Genomic DNA, 23,795 nt, shown 5'->3' with positions numbered 1-23,795 from the left:
GTACAATTCAGGGATGATCGACCCAGCAGTCAAGCCGCCGGCCAGCGCGCCAGGCGCGCACAGTGTTCCCGCAAACGCTCCAGGGCAATCCGGCCAGGCCGGGCACGCCAACCCTGAGGAGCTGGCGGCGCTTGCGGAGTCCATCCGCGCATGGGGCGCCGCGCTGGGTTTTGCGTCGGTGCGCATCGCCGACGTCGATCTTGGCCATGCCGAGCCGGGGCTTCTGGCATGGCTGGAGCAGGGTTACCACGGCGACATGGATTATATGGCCAACCACGGCTTGCGGCGCGCCCGTCCGGCCGAACTGGTGCCGGGCACGGTACGCGCCATCGTGGCGCGCATGCCCTATGTCCCCGCCAGCGAGACCCCGCCGGGCGCGCCCGACTGGCGCCGGCGCGAACTGGCGCGGCTGGGCGATCCGGCCACCGCGGTGGTGTCGCTGTACGCGCGCGGCCGCGACTATCACAAGGTCCTGCGCAGCCGTCTCCAGCAGCTCGCCAGCCGGATCGAGGCCGAAATCGGCAAGTTCGGCTACCGCGTCTTTACCGATTCCGCGCCGGTGATGGAAGTGGCGCTGGCCAGCCAGGGCGGACTCGGCTGGCGCGGCAAGCATACGCTGCTGCTCGACCGCGACGGCGGCTCGATGTTCTTCCTGGGCGAGATCCTGGTCGATATCCCGCTGCCGGCCGATGCGCCCGAAACGGACCACTGCGGCAATTGCCACCGCTGCCTCGACATCTGCCCCACGCGCGCGATCGTCGCGCCCTACCGGCTCGATGCGCGCCGCTGCATCTCCTATCTGACCATCGAGCACAAGGGCCCGATCCCGGTCGAATTCCGCGCGCCGATGGGCAACCGTGTCTACGGCTGCGACGACTGCCAGCTGGCCTGCCCGTGGAACAAGTTCGCGCACGTGGCCAGCGTACCGGATTTCGACGTGCGCAATGGCCTGGACACGCCCGACATGGTGGCGCTGTTCCAGTGGACCGAAGACGAGTTCAACCAGCGCCTGGAGGGCAGCCCGATCCGCCGCATCGGCCATGAGCGCTGGCTGCGCAACCTGGCGGTGGGGCTTGGCAACAGCCTGCGCGCCGCGCTTTCCGGCACGCGCGCGGAAGACGCCGCCCTGGCCGCGCGCATCCGCGAAGCGTTGCAGGCGCGGCGCGATTCCGCTTCGCCGCTGGTGCAGGAGCATATCGACTGGGCACTCGCGCAGGGCGAGCCCGCACGCACTAGCTGACCAGGGCCAGCCACAGCGGCGTGGTAACGATGGCACCCACCGTCATCACCGATATCGTGGCCGCCACCATGGGTCCGTTGCCGCCCATGCGCACCGCCAGGATATAGGCGCTCGACGCGGTCGGCAGCGAGGCATACAGCACCACGATCTGGTACTGCAACGCGGTCAGCGGCAAGTACCGGCCCACCAGCCACGCCGTGCACGGCATCGCCAGCAGCTTGACCCCGGTCCACCACGCCACCGGCCCCGCCGTTCCGGTCGCCCCGCTCATCTGCAACCCGGCGCCCACCGTCATCAGCCCCAGCGCGGTCGAGGCCGAGCCAAGCCGGTTCAGCGTCATCGCCACCACCTCGGGCGGGTGCAAGCCCAGCAGGTTGGTCACGAGGCCGCCTGCGGTGGCCAGGATCAGCGGGTTGCGCGCCAGTTCCTTCCACAGCGCGGTCTCGCCGTGCCGGGCCAGCGCCCACACCGCCGCCACGTTGCACAGCGGCACGGTACAGCCGACGATCACCGCCATCAGCGCGAGCCCTTCGCTGCCGCCCAGGCGCGACGCCAGCGCCAGGCCGATGTAAGAGTTGAAGCGAAAGGCGGTCTGCAGGCCCGAGGCAAAGCTCAGCGCATCGGGCTTCAGCACCCACTTGACGGCGTAGCCGCCGGCCATGCCGACGGCCATCGCCAGCAGCGCCAGGCCCAGCATCGCCGAGGTCGAGGAAAAATCAAAGACCGCGGCATTGGTCGACTGGAGCAGCAGCGCCGGGAACAGCACAAAGTAGACCAGCCGCTCCACCCCGCCCCAGAAGGCGCGGTCGAACGGGGAATAGCGCACCAGCAGCCAGCCGATCAGGATCAGGCTGAAGTCAGGCACCAGCAGGAGAGCAGGAGACATTGTCGTTGTTGTTGTAATGGCGAGGGCACGGCGCGGTAACTGCCCGGCGTCCCGTCGCGATCCCGGCCGCATGGGGGATGCAAATAACGGCTGGCGATCTGGAATGTGCAGACTAGGGCAGATACGGATAGGTATTTTTCCAGATTTAGGTCAGCATGGCATGCCAAGTTGTACGCCCTGCCGCCATGTTGTCCCGCATCCGTTCCGCGCCGCCGGGCCCGGACACCCGCCTTCGCTCCCGTTCACGCCCTGGCCTGCCAAGCGGCCTGACCAGCCGCCTGCGCTCGCGCGCGGCCGCCCTGCTGGTGATGCTGTGCACCACCACCGCGGCCGTTGCCATGCCGGCGCGCGCGGTCGAGATGGAGGGAATCCGCTTCGATGACGCCGCGCGCGTGGGCGGCAAGGAACTGCAGCTCAACGGCGCCGCGCTGCGCGCGGGCTTCCTGACCAAGGGCTACGTGGCCGCGCTGTACCTGCAGGAAAAGGCCCGCAATGCGACCGTGGTACTCGGCACGCCCGGCGCCAAGCGGCTACAGTTGCGCATGCTGCGCGAGGCCGAACCGCCCGCCTTTGCCCGCGCCATCCGCCAGGGCATCCGCGACAACCACAGCGAAGCGCAGGTGCAGGGCCTGGCCGCGCGGCTGGTGCAGTTCGAGCGCACCCTGGGCGAGGTCGGCAACGCGCACAAGGGCGACGTGATCAACCTGGACTTTACCCCGCAGGCGGGCACCGTCGTCGCCATCAACGGCACGCCGCGCGGCCGCCCGATCCCTGGCGAAGACTTCTACCAGGCCGTGCTGCGGGTGTTCCTGGGCGACCGTCCGGTCGACCAGGACGTCAAGCGCGGACTGCTCGGCGGATAACGCGGCAGCCCTCCTTTACGCTGCGGCCGCCCTCATTTACGCTGCCGCCGCCGTGCCTGTACCTGTGGCACCGCGACGGTTTCTTTGCTTCCGGGCAGCACCCTGCCCGGACTTCTGACGGGAGACATGATCTCATGCAAGCTGGCAAACTCGCTCTGACCCTGGCCCTGGCCGCGGCCGCCACCACGGCGCACGCCCAGAGCTTTCCGACCAAGCCGATCCGCCTGATTATTCCGTTCGCACCGGGCGGCACCACCGACATCGTCGGCCGCGGCGCCGCTGACCAGATGAGCCGCATCCTGGGCCAGCCGGTGGTCGTGGAAAACCGCGCCGGCGGGGGCGGCTCGATCGGTGCGGACGCGATCGCCAAGGCGGCGCCGGACGGCTACACCATCGGCATCTCGACGGTGTCGACCATGGCCGTGAACCCGGCCTGCAACCCCAAGCTGTCGTACGACCCGATCAAGGACTTCAAGCCCATCACCAACCTGGCCAACGTGGCCAACGTGATCGCGGTGAACCCGAACTTCCCGGCCAAGACCTACAAGGAATTCCTGGCCGTGCTGAAAGCCAACCCGGGCAAGTACTCTTACGCGTCATCGGGCACCTGCGGCTTCGGCCACATGCTGGGCGAGCAGTTCAAGGTCTCGACCAAGACCTTCATGGTCCATATCCCGTACCGCGGCGCGGGCCCGGCGCTGAACGACGTGCTGGCCGGCCAGGTACCGATCATGGTGGACAACCTGCCCTCGTCGATGCCCTACATCAAGGCCGGCAAGCTGCGCCCGCTGGTGGTGGCCTGGAACAAGCGCCTGGACTCGCTGCCGGACGTGCCGACCTTCGGCGAAATGGGCCTGAAGGAGCCGAACGACCCGGCCTGGTACGGCCTGGTGGCGCCTGCCGGCACGCCTGACGACGTCATCAAGAAGCTGAACGAGGCCGCGGTCAAGGCCCTGCAGGACAAGGGCTTCCAGGAGCGCCTGCGCACCGCCGGCGCCGAGCCGTCGGGCAATACGCCGGCGCAGCACGCGGCCGAGATCAAGAAGGAGTTCGACAAGATGAAGAACCTGGTGAAGGTGCAGAACATCAAGCTGGAGCAGTAATCCGGCCGCAGCATCGCATTCGCCACTGAAGGCCGCCAGCCAGGGCGGCCTTTTTTCTCGCCGGCGCAAAAAGCACTAAAATCCAGCATCCGCCCCAGCCAGACCGCCATGCCCGCCATTTACGATGCCATCCTCCCTGCCCCGTTCGGCAAGGTCGGCGTGCGCACGGACGGCACACGCATCCGGGCCATCGTGTACCTGCCCGGGCACGTCGAGGCACGCGCGCCGGCCGATGCGCAGGCGCGGGAACTCGTGGCCCGGCTCGAAGCGCAGCTCGAGGCCTACTACGCCAACCCCGACGCGCGCTTTGACCTGCCCCTGGCACCGGCGGGCAGCGATTTCCAGCAGCGCGTCTGGCAGGCCATCGCCGCCGTGCCGCGCGGCGCCACCACGACCTACGGCACTATTGCCGGGGCCATCGGCGCGATGCCGCGCGCGGTGGGCCAGGCCTGCGGCCAGAACCCGTTCCCGATCGTGATTCCCTGCCATCGCGTGGTCTCGGCCCGCGGCATCGGCGGCTTCTCCCATCATGCCGAAGATGGTTTCCACCTCGACGTCAAACGCTGGCTGCTGCGCCATGAGGGCGCCATGCTGATATGAGCCCCGTGACACGCACGGCAGCGGCGGACGCACCGCCAGACCTCGCCACGGCCCCCAGCGATGCCGACGCGGCGCTGGTCGGCCGCTTCTGCGATGCGCTGTGGCTGGAAGACGGCCTGTCGCAGAACACCATCGACGCCTACCGGCGCGACCTGACCCTGCTGGCGCGCTGGCTGCGCCACGAAGGCTGCGGCGAGCTGCCGGCCGTGGACGACAGCGTGCTGTCGGCCTACTTCAACGCGCGCCACACGCAGACGCGCGCGTCGTCGGCCAACCGCCGGCTCGCGGTGTTCCGGCGCTTCTACCAGTGGGCGCTGCGCGAGCACGTCGTCGAGGCCGATCCCTGCCTGCTGCTGCGCCCCGCCAAGCAGCCGCCGCGCTACCCCAAGACCCTGACCGAGGCGCAGGTCGACGCGCTGCTGGAAGCGCCCGACACCGGCACGCCGCTGGGCCTGCGCGACCGCACCATGCTGGAGCTGATGTACGCCAGCGGCCTGCGCGTGTCCGAGCTGACGCAGATGAAGACCATCGAGATCGGACTGAACGAGGGCGTGGCGCGCGTGGTTGGCGGCAAGGGCGACAAGGAACGGCTGGTCCCGTTCGGCCAGCAGGCTGCCGACTGGCTGCGCAGCTACCTCGCCAGCGCGCGTCCCGCGCTGCTGGCCGGGCGCGCCTGCGACGCGCTGTTCGTCACGCAGCGCGGCGAGGGCATGACGCGGCAGGCGTTCTGGCACCTGATCAAGCGCCACGCGCGCGATGCCGGCGTGCACGCGCCGCTGTCGCCGCACACGCTGCGGCACGCCTTTGCCACGCACCTGCTCAACCACGGCGCCGACCTGCGCGTGGTGCAGCTGCTGCTCGGCCATGCCGATATCTCCACCACGCAGATCTACACCCACGTCGCGCGCGAGCGCCTGCGCGAGCTGCACCAGCAGCACCATCCGCGTGGGTGAGTGAAACTTAGCGACACTTAGCGGCACCATCGCCATGAGCAAGAACAAGCACGTCTCCGAAACCCCCGCCACCCAGTTCCTGCGCAAGCAAGGCGTGGACTTCGGCGAACACCCCTATGAATACGTCGAGCATGGCGGCACCGGAGAATCGGCGCGCCAGCTCGGCGTTCCCGAGCACGACGTGGTCAAGACCCTGATCATGGAAGACGAGCGCGCGCAGCCGCTGGTGGTGCTGATGCACGGCGACTGCTCGGTCTCGACCAAGAACCTGGCGCGCCAGACCGGGCGCAAGAGCGTGCAGCCGTGCAAGCCGGAAGTGGCGCAGCGCCACAGCGGCTACATGGTCGGCGGCACCTCGCCGTTCGGCACGCGCAAGCGCATGCCGGTGTATGTGGAGGCCACGGTGCTGGAGCTGGAACGCATCTACATCAACGGTGGGCGGCGCGGCTACCTCGTCAGCCTGGACCCGAAGCTGCTGCGGGGACTGGTCGATGCACAACCGGTCCAATGCGCGCTGCCTGACTGAGGCACTGGCCAGGCGCCCCAGTCGCCACCTGGGCGACACCTGGCGACACGCGCATGGCGGCCGCGCATGCCAATCCGGGAAGTCACGGACGTGGTGAAGGCGCCGCCGCGCTACAATCCCGCCAGCTTGAAAACACCCCACTGCACATGGCTAACCTGCCTAACCTGATATTCGCCCTCGCCGCCTACCTGATCGGCTCGATTTCCTTTGCCGTTGTCGTCAGCAAGCTGATGGGGCTGCCGGATCCGCATTCATACGGCTCGGGCAACCCGGGGGCGACCAATGTGCTGCGCACCGGCAACAAGAAGGCCGCGATCCTGACGCTGATCGGCGATGCGCTGAAGGGCTGGCTGGCGGTGTGGCTGGCGGCGCGCTTCGGCCCGGCCTACGGGTTGAACGAGACCGGCCTGGCCATGGTGGCGCTGGCGGTGTTTCTCGGCCACCTGTTCCCGGTGTACCACCGCTTTGCCGGCGGCAAGGGCGTGGCCACGGCGGCCGGCATCCTGCTGGCGGTCGACCCGATCCTGGGGCTGGGCACGCTGGCCACCTGGCTGATCATTGCGTTCTTCTTCCGCTATTCGTCGCTGGCGGCACTGGTGTCTGCCATCTTCGCGCCGTTCTTTTATGTGCTGATGAATGGCGTGGATGTGATGACTGGTGCCATCTTCGTGATCAGCGTGCTGCTGATCGCGCGGCACCGGCAGAATATTGCCAAGCTGCTGGCCGGCAAGGAAAGCCGGATCGGGGACAAGAAGAAGGTCTGAGCATTACACTGCCAGCGCCGGCGTCCGGCGCGCGCTTTCCGCGGCCGGGCCCTGCCACGGCGGGTCTTTCCCGCTGATCCACGGCGGCGGGCCTGTCTCCGCCGTCCCATCGCGGCCGGCCACGTACCGGCCCGTGCCAGGAGAATGCAAGCCGATGAGCGAAGCGCTTTGCTTTCTTTCCGCTGCCGAGCTGCAGGCCGGCATCCGCGGCAAGGACATCTCCCCGGTCGAACTGATGGACGCCGTGCTGGCCCGTGCCGCACGGCTGCAGCCCGGGCTCAACTGCTTCATCACGCTATGCGCCGACGAGGCCATGGCCGCCGCCCGCGCCGCCGAGCAGGACGTGATGGCTGGCCGGCCGCTCGCTCCGCTGCATGGCAGCCCGTTCACCGTCAAGGACATCGTCAACACGCGCGGCGTGCGCACAACCTTTGGCGCCGTACCGATGCGCGGCAATGTGCCGGGCGAAGACGCTGTCGCAGTGGCCCGTCTACGCGCGCAGGGAGCCATCCTCGTCGGCAAGACCACTACCCCGGAGTTCGGCCCCAAGTGCCTGACCGATTCGCCGCTGTTTGGCCGCACGCGCAATGCCTGGCACGCGCAGCGCACCAGCGGCGGCGCCGCGGTGGCAGTCGCGAGCGGCATCGCACCGCTGGCGGTAGCGACCGATGGCGGCGGCTCGACCCGCATCCCGGCGGCCTGCAACGGTGTGGTCGGCATCAAGCAGAGCCAGGGCGTGATCCCGCACAGCCAGGCGCAGGACCTGTTCGGCAACCAGACCCATGTCACGCCGACCACGCGCACGGTGATGGACACCGCGCTGATGATGCAGGCGATGGCCGGCGAGCATCCTTGCGACCCCTGGTCGCTGGGCGTGCCGGCCGCCGATTATGTGGCAGCCGCACAGCCCCACGGCGACCTGCGCGGCGTACGCATCCGCTATTGCCTGGCGCCGCCGGGCCACGCGGTGGCCACAGATGTGGCGGCGGCGTTCGAGGCCAGCCTGGAGCGGCTGCGCGAACTGGGCGCCGTGCTGGAGCCGTTTTCCGGCGACGGCTTTGAAGTCGAGCCGATCTGGCGCGCCATCAACCATACGGTCTGGCGCACCCGCTTCGCGCCGATCGTGGCACAGCATCGCGAGGCCCTCAGCGCAACCTTCGTGCGCCAGGTGGAATCCGCCGCGCACGTGACCGGCATGGAATACCAGCAGGCCATGTTCGAGCGCTCGAAGCTGTTCCTGCGCGTGCAAGGCCTGCTGGCGGATGCCGAACTGCTGGCGATGCCCACGCTCACGCGCACGGCCCTGCCGCTTGACCAGGACCTGTTCGGCCAGATCGAGATCGACGGCCAGCTCTACGACAATGTGCGCGCGAGCTGGTTTCCTTGGACCATGCCGTTCAACATGACCGGCCATCCGGCGATCAGCCTGCCCTGGCAAGACGGTGTTCATCGGGCCATCGCCGCTGTTCACGATCTTTCCGCTGACCTACAAGAAGCTCGGCTACGACGCCGACAAGCCTCTCGCTCTTCGCTGCGGCGGGCATCTGGTAGCTATTTGATATGCCCTGGTTTCGCCCCTGAAGGGGCGAGTCACTTTTGCCCGAGCGGCAAAAGTAACCAAAAACGCGTTTACGGCCCTGCGGGCGGCCACTCTTATCGTAGTGGGCTACGGCTTTCGTACGGGGCTTGGCTTCGTTGCAGGGCAGGACTGCCTGACGCCCTGGTGCGCCACGGTGGCTCGGGATTGACGCCATTGTTGAACGAGCCCAGAGCTGTTGGGTGGCCCCTGCTGCTAGCGGCAACGTAGGAACGCCTACGGCTGCGCTGCGCGCCGGCAGCATCTCAGGTCAGGGGCTCTGGCGCGGAACGCGTCGCTGCTCCCCTCTCCCGCTTGCGGGAGGGGGGCAGGGGTGAGGGCCGGAGCCTCCACGAAGTGCATCCGGTCAATTCCGTCAGACCGGGCGGAGGGCGGAACCGGGCATATCAAATTCCACCAGATGCCGAGTCGCAGCAAAACCGAACTTAAGCCCCCACCGCCCCAAACACCATCTCGACCCTAAACCCGCCCCCGTCGGCATTGACGAGATTGAGCTTCCCCCCAGCCTGCCGCACCAGCCGATCCACAATCGCCAACCCCAACCCGGAATGCGCATTCCCGCCCCGGGCCGGATCGAGGCGCACAAACGGCAGCGTGACGCGTTCCTTGTCCTCTTCAGGAATCCCGGCCCCCTGGTCTTCGACCACCAGCACATAACCATCAGCCGTACGCGTCGTAGCAATGCAAACCGGCGGCTTGCCGTAGGCATAAGCATTGTCAACAAGATTCCCGATAATCCGATCCAGCTGCGTAGCGATCATCCGGAACCCATCCCCCGCCCCCAGCGACAACACCACCTGCCGCTCCTGCTCGGCCAGCGAAGCCGCCAGTTCATTGACCCGCCGGTCCACCGGCACTGGCCGCGCCGTCGATTCACTGGTCTGTGCAAAGCTCAGGAACTGCTCAACGATCGCCTGCATCGAATCCACGTCGCGCGTAACCCCCGCCGCGGCCTTGGGATCGGACAGCATTTCGGCACGCAGCCGCAGCCGCGCCAGCGGCGTCTTCAGGTCATGCGCGATCCCGGCCAGCATCGTATTGCGCTCCTGGTCGATCCGCGCCAGGTCGGCCACCATGCGATTGAAGCGCTCGATCAGCTGGCGCAGCTCATGCGGCCCGCGTTCGCGCAAGGGCGGCACCGCGCGCTGGCGCGACAGCAGCTCGGCCGCGTTGGCCATGTCCCGCACCGGCCGCTGCAGCTGCCACGCGATCAGCAGCGCGAACACGATGGCCACGCCCACCACCAGCATCACGCCCGGCACCAGCCGGTTGTCAGGCGGCGGGTTGTGGACCCAGAGAATCGGCATCGCGATCCAGTCATCGCGGCTGGGCAGCTTGATCCAGATACGCGGCGTGGTCTCGTCCTCGAGCCGGACCTCGGTGCCCTGCGGCAGCCGCGAAATGAACTGCTCGACCAGGCGGCGCGAGCGGCCGCCCTTGGGCGCGGTGGCGTGCTCATCGGCGCTGGCGGTATCGGCGGTCTCCACCAGGCTGGGCAGCTTGGCCGGCGGGTGCGCATCGAGCGCGCGCTCGATGCTGTCGAGCTGGAACAGCATCTGCTCCACGGAATAGTCGACCTGCTGCTGGCGCCGGTCCATGCGCAGGATGGCCAGCCACGAGAAGTGGCTGATCACGAGCACGGCCGCGATCAGCAAGGCAATGCGGCCGAACAGGGTGTCGATACGTCGCAACTTCATCGGGAAGCAGGCTCGGGTGGCACGCGGCGGCACGTAAAGGCGATAAAACGGCCGGCCGCCGCGTGCTTTAATCGGAAAGCTCGGCGGGAATCTCTTCCGCTTCGTCGGGCACGAAGGTGTAGCCGCGGCCGCGCACGGTCTGGATATAGCGCGGGCGCTGCGCGTCTTCGTCGAGCAGCCGGCGCAGGCGCCAGATCTGCACGTCGATGCCGCGGTCGCTGATGCCGCTGGCGCTGCCGTACATCAGCTCGACGATACGCTCGCGCGATAGCACTTCGAGCGGATGCATCAGCAGCAGCTTGAGCAACGCGAACTCGGTATCGCTGATCGACAGCGGCTGGCCGGCGCGGCTCAGCGTGCGCTGGCGGAAATTGACGCGGAACGGGCCAAACGCGACCGATTCGCGGTCCTCCGGCGCCGCCGCGGGGCGGGCCAGCTTGCGGCGCAGCACGGCGTTGATGCGCGCCAGCAGCTCGCGCGGCGAGAAGGGTTTGCCGAGGTAGTCGTCGGCGCCGATCTCCAGGCCGACGATGCGGTCGATCTCGTCGCTGCGGGCAGTAAGCAGGATCACCGGGATGTCGTCGTTCTTGGCGCGCAGGTTGCGCAGCGCGGTCAGGCCGTCGACCTTGGGCATCATCAGGTCGAGCACGATCAGCGCTGGCCGCTCGCGCTCCAGGCGCGCCTGCAGGCCGTCGCCGTCGTGCAGCACCGAGACGGCAAAGCCCTGCTGGGTCAGGTACTCGCGCAGCAGGTCGCGGAGTTCGGGATCGTCGTCGACGACGAGGATCTGGGTAGGCTGGTTCGTTCGCATAGGCACATGATAGTCAGCCCGCGCGGCGCACACGCCGGATCGGCCGGGCGGTTTTGTTTCCGGAGGTTACACCTGGGGCGCTGGTAATCCTCTGTAATAAAAGCGCCGGGCGCCGAAATACGGGCGTCCGCGCCCGCACATTATCCTTGCCGCATGACTTGCCAACGGCGCCGCCCAATGCGCGCCGCACGGCACTTGCCGGCACGCCGGCGGCCGCCGGGCGCGCTGCCCCCCGCGGCCGGCCGGCGCCCATTGCGTTGCGGCATACTGCTGCATCCATCGTCACTTGCCAGCAGAACACCGCGGCGCGCCCGGGCGCGCCGTTCCCAGGATTGCGGACATGTCCAACCCCGAACAAGGCCAACCTAACCCTCCCCCATCCCCGTCTTCCCGTCCGCCCCTGCCGCCCGGCGGCACCCCACCGCGCAGGAGCCGGCGCCGGCTGTATGCCGGGCTGCTGGTGCTGCTGCTGGCCGGAGGCGGCTGGTACTGGTATGCGCACCGCGGCGACGCCCCCAAGGGCACCGCGGGCGGCCCGGGCGGCCCGGGCGGCGCCGGCGGACCCGGTGCGGGAGGTCCTGGCGGTCCTGGCGGGCCAGGGGGCCGCGCCGGCATGCCGCGCTCGCCGGTCGTGGTCGCCACCGTGGCCCAGCGCGACATGGACGTGGTCCTGAACGGGCTGGGCAACGTGACCCCGGTCTCTAACGTGACCGTGCGCGCGCAGGTGTCCGGCCCGCTGCTGAAGGTGCTGTTCAAGGAAGGCCAGATGGTCAGGGCCGGCGACGTGCTGGCCGAGATCGACCCGCGCCCGTTCCAGGCCGCGCTCGACCAGGCCGTGGGCCAGCTGGCGCGCGACCAGGCCCTGCTGCAGAACGCGAAGCTGGACCAGCAGCGCTACCGCACCCTGCTGGGCCAGGATTCGATCTCCAAGCAGCAGGTCGATACCCAGGACGCGCTGGTGCGCCAGTACGAAGGCGTGGTCAAGACCGACCAGGGCAACGTGGCCAATGCGCGCCTGCAGCTGGGCTACACCAGGATCGTGGCGCCGGTGTCGGGCCGCATCGGCCTGCGCCAGGTCGATCCGGGCAATATCGTCAACACCAGCGACGCCAACGGCATCGCGCTGATCACGCAGATCCAGCCGATCGCCGTGATGTACACCATCCCCGAGGACAACCTGCCGTCGGTGCTGAAGAAGCTCAACGCCGGCGAAAAGCTGCCGGTGCAGGCGTGGGACCGCCAGGTGCGCAACCAGCTGGGCGAAGGCACGCTGCTGACCACCGACAACCAGATCGACACCACCACCGGCACGGTCAAGCTCAAGGCGGTCTTCCCCAATGAAGACGGGATGCTGTTCCCGAACCAGTTCGTCAACGTGCGCACGCGCGTCGACACGCTCAAGGACGCCACCGTGATTCCGGTGGCGGCGATCCAGCGCGGACAGCAGGGCACGTTCGTCTACACCGTCGACGACGCCAACAAGGTCAAGGTCCAGGTGATCACCCTCGGCCCGGGCGATGGCAGCCGCAATGCGGTGCTCAAGGGCCTGGAGCCCGGCCAGCGCGTGGTGGTGGATGGCGCCGACCGGCTCAAGGAAGGCATGACGGTCGAAGCAGTCGACCCGGCCGCGCGTGCCGCGGCGACGGTGCCGGCCAGCCAGCCGCGCGGGCGCGGCCGACGCAACCGCGACGGCGCTGGCTGGGGCGGTGCCAGCGCGCCGCATGGCGATGCCAGCGGCGCGGCCGCGGGCGGCGCTTCCGGCGCTTCCGGTGCTTCCGGCGCGGCCGGCGAGCATCGGCGCCAGCGTGAAGGCGGCGCCAGCGCTCCAGGTGCGGAAGGCCCGCGCCGCCAGCAGCAGTAAGGACCGCGCATGAACCCATCACGCCTCTTCATCCAGCGCCCGGTCGCTACGGCGCTGCTGATGCTGGCCATCCTGCTCTCCGGGCTGGTGGCCTACCGGCTGCTGCCGCTGTCGGCGCTGCCGGAGGTCGACTACCCGACGATCCAGGTCACCACGCTCTACCCCGGCGCCAGCCCCGACGTGATGACTTCGTCGGTGACCGCGCCGCTGGAGCGGCAGTTCGGCCAGATGCCCGGCCTGAAGCAGATGTCGTCGTCCTCGTCGGGCGGCGCCTCGGTGATCACGCTGCAGTTCGAGCTGACGCTGCCGCTGGACGTGGCCGAGCAGGAAGTGCAGGCCGCCATCAATGCCGGCAGCAACCTGCTGCCGTCCGACCTGCCGATGCCGCCGGTCTACAGCAAGGTCAACCCGGCCGACGCGCCGATCATGACCATCGCCATGACGTCCGACACCATGCCGCTGCCCAAGCTGCAGGACATGGTGGATACGCGCGTGGCGCAGAAGATCTCGCAGATCCAGGGCGTGGGCCTGGTCACCATCAGCGGCGGGCAGCGCCCCGCGGTGCGCATCCAGGCCAACCCGGCCGCGCTGGCATCGCTCGGCATGTCGATCGACGACCTGCGCACCGCGATCGGCTCGGCCAACGTCAACGGCGCCAAGGGCAGCTTCGACGGCCCGCAGCGCGCGTCGACCATCGACGCCAACGACCAGCTGCGCTCCGCCGACGAATACCGCCAGATCATCCTCGGCTACAAGAACGGCGCGCCGATCCGCATCACCGACGTGGCCGAGATCGTCGACGGTCCCGAGAACAGCCGCCTGGCCGCGTGGGCCAACGACAAGCCCGCGATCGTGCTGAACATCCAGCGCCAGCCCGGCGCGAACGTGATCGAGGTGGTCGACCGCATCAAGGCGCTGCTGCCGCAGCTGCAGAACGCGCTGCCGGCGTCGGTCCACGTGCAGCTGCTGACCGACCGCACCACCACCATCCGCGCCTCGGTCGAGGACGTGCAGTTCGAGCTGCTGCTGGCGATCGCGCTGGTGGTGCTGGTGATCTTCCTGTTCCTGCGCAATATCCCCGCCACCATCATCCCGGGCGTGGCGGTGCCGCTGTCGCTGGTGGGCACGTTCGGCGTGATGTACCTGTCGGGGTTCTCGATCAACAACCTGACGCTGATGGCGCTGACCATTGCCACCGGCTTCGTGGTCGACGATGCGATCGTGATGATCGAGAACATCATGCGCTACATCGAGAAAGGCGATTCGCCGATGCAGGCGGCGCTCAAGGGCTCGAAGCAGATTGGCTTCACCATCATCTCGCTGACCTTCTCGCTGGTGGCGGTGCTGATCCCGCTGCTGTTCATGGGCGACGTGGTCGGCCGGCTGTTCCGCGAGTTCGCGATCACGCTGGCGGTATCGATCCTGATCTCGGCGGTGGTGTCGCTGACGCTCACGCCGATGATGTGCGCGCGGCTGCTGCACCATGTGCCGGAAGAGAAGCTGTCGCGCTTCCACCGCGCCACCGGCCGCTTCTTCGACAACGTGATCGAGCGCTACGGGCGCGCGCTGGACTGGGTGCTCGATCGCCAGAAGGCAACGCTGGTCGTGGCCGTGGCCACGCTGGCGCTGACCGTGCTGCTGTACCTGCTGGTGCCCAAGGGCTTCTTCCCGGTGCAGGACACCGGCGTGATCCAGGGCATCACCGAGGCCGCGCAGACCACCTCCTTCGGCGCCATGGCGCGCAAGCAGGAAGCGGTGGCCAAGGTGGTGATGCAGGACCCGGCGGTGGCGAGCCTGTCGTCGTTCATCGGCGTGGATGGCAGCAACACCACGCTCAACGCCGGGCGCATGCTGATCAACCTCAAGCCCAAGGGCGAGCGCGACCCCATCGACGTGGTCACGCAGCGCCTGCAGCATGCGGTGCAGAGCCTCGGCGGCGTCTCGCTGTTCACGCAGCCGGTGCAGGACCTGACCATCGAGGACAAGGTCTCGCGCACGCAGTACCAGTTCACGGTGGAAGATCCCGATCCCGAGACGCTGGCCGCGTGGGTGCCGAAGCTGGTGGAGCGCCTGCGCCAGGAGCCGGAGCTGCGCGACGTCACCAGCGACCAGCAGAACAACGGCCTGCGCGCCTATGTCGATATCGACCGCGACGCCGCGGCGCGCTTCGGCATCACCACCGCGGTGATCGACAGCGCGCTGTACAGCGCCTTCGGCCAGCGGCTGGTGTCGACCATCTTCACGCAGTCGAGCCAGTACCGCGTGGTGCTGGAGACCATGCCGGAGTTCCGCAAAAGCCCGCAATCGCTGGCCGAGCTGCGCCTGCCCTCCTCTTCCGGCGGACAGGTGCCGCTGGGCGCGTTCGCGCGCATCACCGAGCGCACCGGGCCTCTGGTGATCAACCACCAGGGGCAATTCCCCGCGGCAACGATCTCGTTCAACCTGGCGCATGGCGAATCGCTCGGCGCCGCGGTCGACAAGATCACCAGGGTGGAGCAGGAGCTGGGCCTGCCGATCTCGATGCAGACCAGCTTCCAGGGCGCGGCGCTGGCGTTCCGCGCGTCGCTGTCGAACACGCTGTGGCTGATCCTGGCCGCGGTGGTGACGATGTATATCGTGCTGGGCGTGCTGTATGAAAGCACCATCCACCCGGTCACGATCCTGTCGACGTTACCGTCCGCAGGCGTGGGCGCGTTGCTGGCGTTGCTGGTGGCGGGGATGGACCTGGGCATCATCGCCATCATCGGCATCATCCTGCTGATCGGCATCGTCAAGAAGAACGCGATCATGATGATCGACTTCGCGCTCGAGGCCGAGCGCGAAGGCGGCATGACGCCGCGCGACGCGATCTTCCAGGCCTGCCTGCTGCGTTTCCGCCCGATCCTTATGACCACCATGGCGGCGCTGCTGGCGGCGCTGCCGCTGATGCTGGGCTCCGGCATCGGCAGCGAGCTGCGCCAGCCGCTGGGCGTGACCATGGTGGGCGGCCTGCTGGTCAGCCAGGTGCTGACGCTGTTCACCACGCCGGTGATCTACCTGGCCTTCGACCGCGTGGCGACGCGCGTGAAGGGCTGGCGCAAGCGCCGCTTCGGTGATCCGGAGGAAGGCGGCACGGGCGAGGAGCCGGTCTGACAATGAATCTTTCGGCTGCCTTTATCCATCGCCCGGTCGCGACCGCGCTGCTCACGCTCGGCATCCTGCTGGCCGGGCTCGCGGCACTGCGGCTGCTGCCGGTGTCGCCGCTGCCGCAGGTGGACTTCCCGACCATCTCGGTATCGGCGTCGCTCCCTGGCGCCAGCCCGGAAACGATGGCCGCCACCGTGGCGACGCCGCTGGAGCGCGCGCTCGGTACCATCGCCGGCGTGACCGAAATCACCTCCAGCAGCTCGCTCGGCTCGACCCGCGTGACGCTGCAGTTCGACCTGTCGCGCAATATCGACGGCGCCGCGCGCGACGTGCAGGCCGCGATCAACGCTTCGCGCGCGACGCTGCCGACCAGCCTGCCCAACAACCCGACCTACCGCAAGGTCAACCCCGCCGACGCGCCGATCATGATCATCGCGCTGACCTCGCCGACGATGACGCGCGGACAGCTCTACGATGCGGCCTCGACCATCCTGGCGCAGAAGCTGTCGCAGGTGGAAGGCGTGGGGCAGGTCACCATTGGCGGCGCCTCCTTGCCGGCGGTGCGGGTCGAACTGAACCCGACCGCGCTGAACAACTACGGCATCTCGCTGGAGGACGTGCGCAACACCATCAGCGCGACCAACGCCAACCGGCCGCTCGGCACGCTGGAAAACGCCAGCAACAACTGGCAGGTCTACGCCAACGACCAGATGATGAAGGCGGAAGACTACATGCCGCTGATCATCCGCTACGCTACGCCGGGCACCTACTCGTCGGCGTCGGCGGGCGCGCTGATCGCCAGCACCGCCAATGCGACCGCCAGCGGCGGCGTCAGCACCAAGGTGGTCAACGGCGTCACCGTGACCACGCTGACCACCAGCAGCGGCACCACAACCATCACCAGCGGCGCCACCGGGGGCACCAGTGCCACCAGCGGGCCGAATTCGTTCGCGGTGCCGGTGCGGCTGCGCGACGTGGCCAACGTGGTCGATTCGGTGCAGGACATCCGCAACGCGGGCTCGGCCAACGGCAAGCCGTCGGTGCTGCTGGTGCTGAACCGCTCGCCCGGCGCCAATATCATCGAGACCGTCGACCGCGTGCGCGAGATGCTGCCGAACCTGCAGAAGATGATCCCGGCGGCGATCTCGATGGACGTGATGATGGACCGCACCCCCACCATCCGCGCCTCGCTGCGCGAGGTCGAGCACACGCTGATGATCTCGGTGGCGCTGGTGATCATGGTGGTGTTCATCTTCCTGCGCAACGTGCGCGCGACGCTGATCCCCAGCGTGGCGGTGCCGGTCTCGCTGATCGGCACCTTCACGGTGATGTACCTGGCCGGGTTCTCGCTGAACAACCTGTCGCTGATGGCGCTGACCATTGCCACCGGCTTCGTGGTCGACGATGCCATCGTGGTGCTGGAGAACATTTCGCGCCATATCGAGGAGGGCATGAAGCCGCTGGCCGCCGCGCTGCGTGGCGCGCGCGAGGTCGGCTTCACGGTGCTGTCGATGAGCCTGTCGCTGATCGCGGTGTTCATTCCGCTGCTGATGATGGGCGGCATCGTCGGGCGCCTGTTCCAGGAGTTCGCGATCACGCTGTCGGTGGCGATCCTGGTGTCGCTGGTGGTGTCGCTGACCACCACGCCGATGATGTGCGCGCGCATGCTGCGGCCGGCGGAACCGGAGCAGCAGGGACGCTTCTTCCGCGCCACCGAGCGCATGTTCCGGTGGCTGCACGATGGCTATGCGCGTTCGCTGTCGACCGCGCTGCGCTTCAGCCCGCTGGTGTGGCTGGTGCTGATCGCCACCATCGCGCTCAACGTGTACCTGTACGTGATCGTGCCCAAGGGCTTCTTCCCGCAGCAGGACACGGGCCGGCTGATCGGCTTTATCCGCGCCGACCAGGCCACCTCGTTCCAGGCCATGCGCGGCAAGCTCGACAGCTTTATCAGGATTGTGCAGTCGGATCCGGCAGTTGAAAACGTGACCGGCTTTACCGGCGGCTCGCAGCGCAACACCGGCCAGATGTTCGTCACGCTCAAGCCGCTGGCGGAGCGCAAGGAGTCCGCCGACGCCATCATCGCGCGGCTGCGCGGCAAGCTGGCCAAGGAGCCCGGTGCGAGCCTGTTCCTGCAGCCGGTGCAGGACATCCGCATCGGCGGGCGGCAGAGCAGCTCGCAGTACCAGTTCACGCTGCAGTCCGACGACCTCGAAGTGCTGCGCACGTGGGAGCCCAAGGTGCGCGCGGCGCTGTCCAACCTGAAGGGGCTGGAGGACATCGACACCGACACCAACGACAAGGGGCTGCAGACCTCGGTGATCATCGACCGCGATACGGCGTCGCGCCTGGGCGTGACCGCGCAGCAGGTGGATGCGGTGCTGAACAACGCCTTCGGCCAGCGGCTGGTGTCGACCATCTACCATCCGCTCAACCAGTACCGCGTGGTGATGGAGCTGAGCCCCGAGTACCTGCAGGGCCCGAACGCGCTCAAGGACATCTACGTCGTCACCGGCAACGGCAACCGCGTGCCGCTGTCTGCCTTCGCGAGCGTGATCCCGACCAGCACGCCGCTGGGCGTGAACCACCAGGGGCAGTTCGCGGCATCGACGATCTCGTTCAACCTGTCGGAGGGGACCTCGCTGTCGCAGGCGACCGATGCGATCAACCGCGAGATGGCGCGCATCGGCGTGCCGGAAACGCTGCGCGCCAACTTCCAGGGCGGCGCCAAGGCGTTCCAGGACTCGCTCAAGAGCCAGCCGATCCTGATCCTGGCGGCGCTGATCACCATCTACATCGTGCTGGGCGTGCTGTATGAAAGCTATGTCCACCCGCTCACCATCCTGTCGACGCTGCCGTCGGCGGGCGTGGGCGCGCTGCTGGCGCTGATGGCGTCGAGGACGGACTTCAGCATCATCGCGCTGATCGGCGTGATCCTGCTGATCGGCATCGTAAAGAAGAACGCGATCATGATGATCGACTTCGCCATCGACGCCGAGCGCCGCGACGGGCTGTCGCCGCGCGAAGCCATCTACCGCGCCTGCCTGCTGCGTTTCCGCCCGATCCTGATGACGACCATGGCCGCGCTGCTGGGCGCGGTGCCGCTGGCGATCGGCCGCGGCGACGGCGCCGAGCTGCGCGCGCCGCTGGGCATCTCGATTGTCGGCGGCCTGGTGGTGAGCCAGCTGCTGACGCTGTACACCACGCCAGTGGTCTACCTGACGCTGGACCGCTGGCGCCTGAAGGTCAAGGCCTGGCGCCAGCGCCGCCGCGGCGGCACGCCTGACCAGCCGGCCGCCGTCTGAATTTACAGAGATTCCACATGACTGTGTTTCACCCTGTGTTTAGCGCTGTGTTTAGCCGATTGCTGACCCATGCCCTGCCGCTGCCGCTGGCGTGCGCGTTGCTGCTGGCCGGCTGCGCGGTGGGTCCCGACTACAAGCGTCCCGATGCGCCGGTGCCGGAAGCTTTCAAGGAAGCCGCCGGTACCAATGCCGATGCCGATACCACAGCCGATGCCAATGCCTGGCGCGGCGACTGGAAAACCGCCGAGCCGCAGGATGCCATCACGCGTGCCGACTGGTGGACGGTCTTCGGCGATCCGCAGCTCGACACGCTGATGCCGCAAGTGCAGATCTCCAACCAGAACATCAAGGCGGCCGAGGCGCAGTACCGCCAGGCCGTGGCCGCGCTGCAGGCGGCGCGTGCCGGCTTCTTCCCGGTCGTCGATGCGCAGGCCGGTGCGTCGCGCGCGCGCGGCGCCAGCGGCAATACGCTCAACGGGCAGAGCCTGACGCTGGGCGCGACCTGGGAGATCGACGTGTGGGGCCGCGTGCGCCGCCAGGTGGAAAGCAGCGAAGCCAGCGTGCAGGCAAGCCAGGCCGACCTGGCATCGACGCTGCTGTCGACGCAGGCGACACTGGCGCAGAGCTATTTCCTGCTGCGCGTGGCCGATGCGCAGAAGGCGCTGCTCGACCGCACCGTGGCCGATTACCAGAAGTCGCTGCAGCTGGTGCAGAACCAGTACGCCGCCGGCACCGCGCAACGCTCAGACGTGCTGCAGTCGGAGACCCAGCTCAAGAGCGCGCAGGCGCAGCAGATCGACATCCAGATCACGCGCGCGCAGCTGGAGCACGCCATTGCCGTGCTGGTCGGCAAGCCGCCCGCGGCGCTGTCGCTGGCCGCGGACGATTTCCGCCAGGCCCCGCCGCGCGTGCCGGGCGCGGTGCCATCGGAACTGCTGGAGCGCCGGCCCGACATCGGCGCTGCCGAGCGCCGCATGGCGTCCGCCAATGCGCAGATCGGCGTGGCGCAGGCGGCCTACTACCCGACGCTGTCGCTGTCGGCCAGCGGCGGCCTGACCGCCAGCACGCTGGCGCGCTGGATGTCGCTGCCGGACCGCATCTGGTCGATCGGCGGCGGGCTGGCCGGCACGCTGTTCGACGGCGGCCTGCGCAGCGCGGCCAAGGCGCAGGCCGTGGCCGCCTACGACCAGACCGTCGCCAATTACCGCCAGACCGTGCTGTCCGCGTTCCAGGAAGTCGAAGACAACCTTGCCGCGCAGCGGCTGCTGGAGCAGGAAGCGGTGGTGCAGAACGACGCGCTGCGCTCCGCGCGCGAGGCGCTGGTGCTGGTCAACAACCGCTACCGCGCCGGCACCGCGGGCCTGCTCGACGTGCTGACCGCGCAGACCGCCGCCTACACCGCCGAGCGCACCGCGCTGTCGATTGCCGGGCGCCAGTACACGGCGGCCGTGGTGCTGATCAAGGCGCTGGGCGGCAACTGGCATCAGCAGGCGCTGGAAGGCGCCACCGGCAGCAGGCCCGCCGGCGCCGCACCCGCCACCACAGTCGGCCAGCGCTAGGCGCCGCGCTGCGGCGCATTCGGCAACGGCTGCGCGCAGATGCGCTCGCGCAGCCAGGTGGCGGCCTTGCCCAGCGGCCGCTGCTTGTGCCACACCAGTTCCATCGCCACCGGCCAGTCCTGCTGCTGGAACGCCAGCGGCGGCGACACCAGCTGCGCCGCGGCCGGCGAGTTGGCCACCACGTGCCACGGCACGAACGCCCAGCCGAGCCCGCGCTTGACCAGCTCGACGATGACCCACTGGCTCTCCACCCACCACACATCCGCCGCCACGCGCAGGCGCATCTTCTCTTCGCTGTCGGTACGCGTGGCGACCATCAGCTGGCGGTAGCGCTTCAGCTCTTCCCAGTCCACGCGCTGCGACGCCAGCGGATGGTCGGGCGCACACAGGATCTGCATCGGCATCCAGCCCAACGCATGGAAACCCAGTTCGGGCGGCAGCACCTCCTGCCGCCACATGATGCCGAGATCGGCGCCGCCCTCGAGCACCAGCCGGCTCACGTCTTCCATCAAGGGGAACAGCACTTCCAGCTCGACCGCCGGGAAACGGCCGGAGAACGCTTCGAGCAGCTGGCCCAGCGTTTCCTCCGGGTAGAGCTCGTCGACGGCGAGCACCAGCCGCGTCTCCACGCCCTCGCCCAGGCTCTTGGCCACGCCGCGGAAGTGCTCGCAGCGTTCCAGGATCACGCGCGCTTCCGCCAGCAGCCGCTCGCCGGCCGGGGTCAGCACGGGATAGCGGCCGGCGCGGTCGAACAGCGCGTTGCCGACATCGATCTCCAGGTTCGACACGGCGGCGCTCACCACTGACTGGGCCTTGCCGAGCCGGCGCGCGGCGGCGGAAAAAGAACCCGCCTCGGCGGCAGCGACGAAAGCCTGGAGTTGCTCCAGTGAGAGACTCATACGGCGCCCTTCTGCGACATCTATCGGTTCTGACGATAGTATCCAACTTGGCAATCCCTGCAAAGCAGATAGACTTGGCCGGGTCTGAATTATTGCCTCGCAGGAGGAAAATCATGCGCACTACCCGCGACCGGATCCGCCACGCCGTTGGCTTCGAGGTTGTCGGCCTGCTGATCTTCGCGCCGCTGGCCAGCTGGGCCTTCGGCTACGAGCTGCACCAGATGGGCCTGATCGGCGCGGTCGCGTCGCTGATCGCGACCGGCTGGAACTACCTGTACAACCTGCTGTTCGACAAGGCCATGCTGCGTTGGACCGGCCAGCTGCGCAAGTCGGTCGTGGTGCGGGTGCTGCACGCCATCCTGTTCGAGGTGGGCCTGCTGGTGGTCTTCCTGCCGGCGCTGGCGTGGTACCTGAATATCAGCCTGCTCGATGCGCTGATCATGGATATCGCCGTGGCCGTCTTCTACATGGTCTACGCGCTGGTGTACAACTGGCTGTACGACATCGTGTTCCCGGTGCCGTCCCTGAAGCACGCTGCCGCCCGGCCGGACGGCGCTGCGGCCGGCTGAGGCCGGGTTTTTCCTGACCCCGGAGCAGGCACTCCGGGGTGTTTCCCCGCCTTGCCGTGCGGACGCGAATTGTTATACTCAATAACAAAATTCGACGGACCGGGTGCGCAGCTGCGCGCCGCAAGCGGGGAGACAACATGAAGATCGCAATCGCCGGCGGCGGCATCGGCGGGCTGACGCTGGCGCTGCTGTGCCACCGCCACGGCATCGACGCCGAAGTCTGGGAAGCCAGCGAATCGCTGCGCCCGCTGGGCGTGGGCATCAACCTGCTGCCGCACGCGGTACGCATCCTGTCCGAGCTCGGCCTGCGCGACGCGCTGGCCGAGCTTGCGATCGAGACCTCGTCGCTCTCCTACTACAACAAGCTGGGCCAGCGCATCTGGCACGAACCGCGCGGGCTGGCGGCGGGCTACGACTGGCCGCAGTTCTCGATCCATCGCGGCGAGTTCCAGATGCTGCTGCATCGCACCGTGGTCGAGCGGCTGGGTGCCGATGCGGTCCACACCGGGCATGCGTTCGAGACCGTGCTCGATACCGGCGCGCGCGGGCCGGCGCGTTTCGTGCTGCGCCGCCGCGGCGATGGCGCCGAGGTGGAAGCCAGCGCCGACGTGCTGGTCGGCGCCGATGGCATCCACTCCGCGGTGCGCCACCACTTCTACGCCACCGGCGATGCACCGCGCTTCTCGCGCCGCATGCTGTGGCGCGCGGTCACGGAGGCGCCCGCCTACCTCGACGGACGCTCGATGTTCATGGCCGGCCACCAGGACCAGAAGTTCGTCGCCTATCCCATCTCCGAGCCGATGCGCCGGCAGGGTCGCTCGCTGGTCAACTGGATCGCAGAGTTGCGTGTGCCCGACAGCGTGCCTGACACGCCGCCGCGCAGCGACTGGAACAAGCAGGTCGACAAGTCGGTGTTCCGCGCGCAGTTTGCCGGCTGGCAGTGGGACTGGATCGACATTCCCGCGCTGATCGATGGTGCGGCGGCGATCTACGAATTCCCGATGGTCGACAAGGACCCGCTGCCGCGCTGGACCTTCGACCGCGTCACGCTGCTCGGCGATGCCGCACACCCGATGTACCCGATCGGCTCGAACGGCAGCGCGCAGGCGATCCTGGATGCGCGCTACCTCGTCGACAGCCTGCTGGGCACGCAAGATACGCCTTACGCGCTGCGCGAATACGAGGCCGAGCGCCTGCCGCGCACCGCGGGCATCGTGCTGCGCAACCGCATGAACGGGCCGGAGCAGGTGATGCAGCTGGCGGAGGAACGCGCGCCGCAGGGGTTCAACGATATCGGGCAGGTGATCCCACGCGCCGAGCTGGAGGCGATTTCGCTGCGGTACAAGCAGCTGGCGGGGTTCGACCGGCAGTCGATGCAGGGCGGGCGATAGCGTCGCGGTCCGCCAGGCCACAACCAAAAATAAACCATCAAGAGG

General features: G+C 68.3%; 18 protein-coding genes. 14 read left to right on the top strand and 4 right to left on the bottom strand.

Annotation, left to right across the window (positions count from 1 at the left end):
- Positions 1-13 precede the first annotated feature (13 nt).
- Complete coding sequence (gene queG, locus E0W60_RS13600) at positions 14-1,240, top strand: tRNA epoxyqueuosine(34) reductase QueG (RefSeq protein WP_240745927.1); 1,227 nt, start codon at positions 14-16, stop codon at positions 1,238-1,240.
- Here queG and E0W60_RS13595 read toward each other — a convergent pair.
- The gene (locus E0W60_RS13595) at positions 1,233-2,126 is read right to left on the bottom strand and encodes an AEC family transporter (RefSeq protein ID WP_135704576.1); all 894 of its coding nucleotides are present in this window, start codon (positions 2,124-2,126) and stop codon (positions 1,233-1,235) included. The genes queG and E0W60_RS13595 overlap by 8 nt on opposite strands.
- Before the next feature lie 185 nt (positions 2,127-2,311).
- Here E0W60_RS13595 and E0W60_RS13590 point away from each other — a divergent pair, with 185 nt between their 5' ends.
- From E0W60_RS13590 to E0W60_RS13560, 7 genes are all read left to right on the top strand, one after another.
- Positions 2,312-2,989: a chalcone isomerase family protein gene (locus E0W60_RS13590; protein ID WP_135704574.1), complete on the top strand. Its 678-nt coding sequence runs from the start codon at positions 2,312-2,314 to the stop codon at positions 2,987-2,989.
- Between the two features lie 134 nt (positions 2,990-3,123).
- On the top strand, positions 3,124-4,092 hold the full coding sequence (locus tag E0W60_RS13585; RefSeq protein ID WP_135704572.1) for a tripartite tricarboxylate transporter substrate binding protein BugE: 969 nt from the start codon (positions 3,124-3,126) through the stop codon (positions 4,090-4,092).
- A gap of 108 nt (positions 4,093-4,200) precedes the next feature.
- Positions 4,201-4,692, top strand: a complete 492-nt coding sequence (locus E0W60_RS13580; RefSeq protein ID WP_135704570.1) for a methylated-DNA--[protein]-cysteine S-methyltransferase — start codon at positions 4,201-4,203, stop codon at positions 4,690-4,692.
- The gene (xerD, locus tag E0W60_RS13575; RefSeq protein WP_135704568.1) at positions 4,689-5,645 is read left to right on the top strand and encodes a site-specific tyrosine recombinase XerD; all 957 of its coding nucleotides are present in this window, start codon (positions 4,689-4,691) and stop codon (positions 5,643-5,645) included. Before E0W60_RS13580 ends, xerD begins: the two co-directional genes overlap by 4 nt.
- A 34-nt stretch (positions 5,646-5,679) precedes the next feature.
- Positions 5,680-6,171 carry a Cys-tRNA(Pro) deacylase gene (ybaK, locus tag E0W60_RS13570; RefSeq protein ID WP_135704566.1) on the top strand — a complete coding sequence of 164 codons (492 nt, stop codon included), beginning with the start codon at positions 5,680-5,682 and terminating at the stop codon, positions 6,169-6,171.
- Between the two features lie 155 nt (positions 6,172-6,326).
- Complete coding sequence (gene plsY / locus E0W60_RS13565; protein ID WP_133094214.1) at positions 6,327-6,935, top strand: glycerol-3-phosphate 1-O-acyltransferase PlsY; 609 nt, start codon at positions 6,327-6,329, stop codon at positions 6,933-6,935.
- A 154-nt stretch (positions 6,936-7,089) separates the two neighbouring features.
- Positions 7,090-8,742, top strand: coding sequence for an amidase (locus tag E0W60_RS13560; protein WP_240745925.1), 1,653 nt, complete (start codon positions 7,090-7,092; stop codon positions 8,740-8,742).
- 215 nt (positions 8,743-8,957) lie between these two features.
- Here E0W60_RS13560 and E0W60_RS13550 read toward each other — a convergent pair whose 3' ends face one another.
- Complete coding sequence (locus E0W60_RS13550; RefSeq protein WP_133093834.1) at positions 8,958-10,229, bottom strand: ATP-binding protein; 1,272 nt, start codon at positions 10,227-10,229, stop codon at positions 8,958-8,960.
- Between the two features lie 67 nt (positions 10,230-10,296).
- Positions 10,297-11,040 carry a response regulator gene (locus E0W60_RS13545; protein ID WP_135704564.1) on the bottom strand — a complete coding sequence of 248 codons (744 nt, stop codon included), beginning with the start codon at positions 11,038-11,040 and terminating at the stop codon, positions 10,297-10,299.
- A gap of 340 nt (positions 11,041-11,380) precedes the next feature.
- Between E0W60_RS13545 and E0W60_RS13540 the strand changes: the two genes are divergently transcribed.
- From E0W60_RS13540 to E0W60_RS13525, 4 genes are read left to right on the top strand one after another with little or no spacing between them, the layout of a single operon-like run.
- Positions 11,381-12,901 (top strand): MdtA/MuxA family multidrug efflux RND transporter periplasmic adaptor subunit, encoded by a 1,521-nt coding sequence (locus E0W60_RS13540; protein WP_135704562.1) that lies wholly within the window; start codon positions 11,381-11,383, stop codon positions 12,899-12,901.
- Positions 12,902-12,910: 9 nt separating this feature from the next.
- A complete protein-coding gene (locus tag E0W60_RS13535; protein ID WP_135704560.1) occupies positions 12,911-16,033 on the top strand; it encodes an MdtB/MuxB family multidrug efflux RND transporter permease subunit in 3,123 nt (1,040 codons plus the stop codon).
- Between the two features lie 2 nt (positions 16,034-16,035).
- Positions 16,036-19,332, top strand: coding sequence for an efflux RND transporter permease subunit (locus tag E0W60_RS13530; RefSeq protein ID WP_135704558.1), 3,297 nt, complete (start codon positions 16,036-16,038; stop codon positions 19,330-19,332).
- A 17-nt stretch (positions 19,333-19,349) separates the two neighbouring features.
- Entirely contained in the window at positions 19,350-20,891 is a 1,542-nt protein-coding gene (locus tag E0W60_RS13525) for an efflux transporter outer membrane subunit (RefSeq protein WP_240745924.1), read from the top strand.
- Here E0W60_RS13525 and E0W60_RS13520 read toward each other — a convergent pair.
- Positions 20,888-21,790: a LysR family transcriptional regulator gene (locus E0W60_RS13520; RefSeq protein WP_133093829.1), complete on the bottom strand. Its 903-nt coding sequence runs from the start codon at positions 21,788-21,790 to the stop codon at positions 20,888-20,890. The two genes, E0W60_RS13525 and E0W60_RS13520, sit on opposite strands and share 4 nt — an antisense overlap.
- Positions 21,791-21,903: 113 nt before the next feature.
- Between E0W60_RS13520 and E0W60_RS13515 the strand changes: the two genes are divergently transcribed.
- On the top strand, positions 21,904-22,359 hold the full coding sequence (locus tag E0W60_RS13515) for a PACE efflux transporter (RefSeq protein ID WP_133093828.1): 456 nt from the start codon (positions 21,904-21,906) through the stop codon (positions 22,357-22,359).
- A gap of 137 nt (positions 22,360-22,496) precedes the next feature.
- On the top strand, positions 22,497-23,750 hold the full coding sequence (locus E0W60_RS13510; protein ID WP_135704556.1) for a flavin-dependent oxidoreductase: 1,254 nt from the start codon (positions 22,497-22,499) through the stop codon (positions 23,748-23,750).
- Positions 23,751-23,795 lie beyond the last annotated feature (45 nt).

The sequence above is a fragment of the Cupriavidus oxalaticus genome, from assembly GCF_004768545.1.
Lineage (GTDB): Bacteria > Pseudomonadota > Gammaproteobacteria > Burkholderiales > Burkholderiaceae > Cupriavidus > Cupriavidus oxalaticus_A.
The sequence above is the reverse complement of the archived record's forward strand: the minus strand, read 5'-3'. Positions and strand labels throughout refer to the sequence as shown.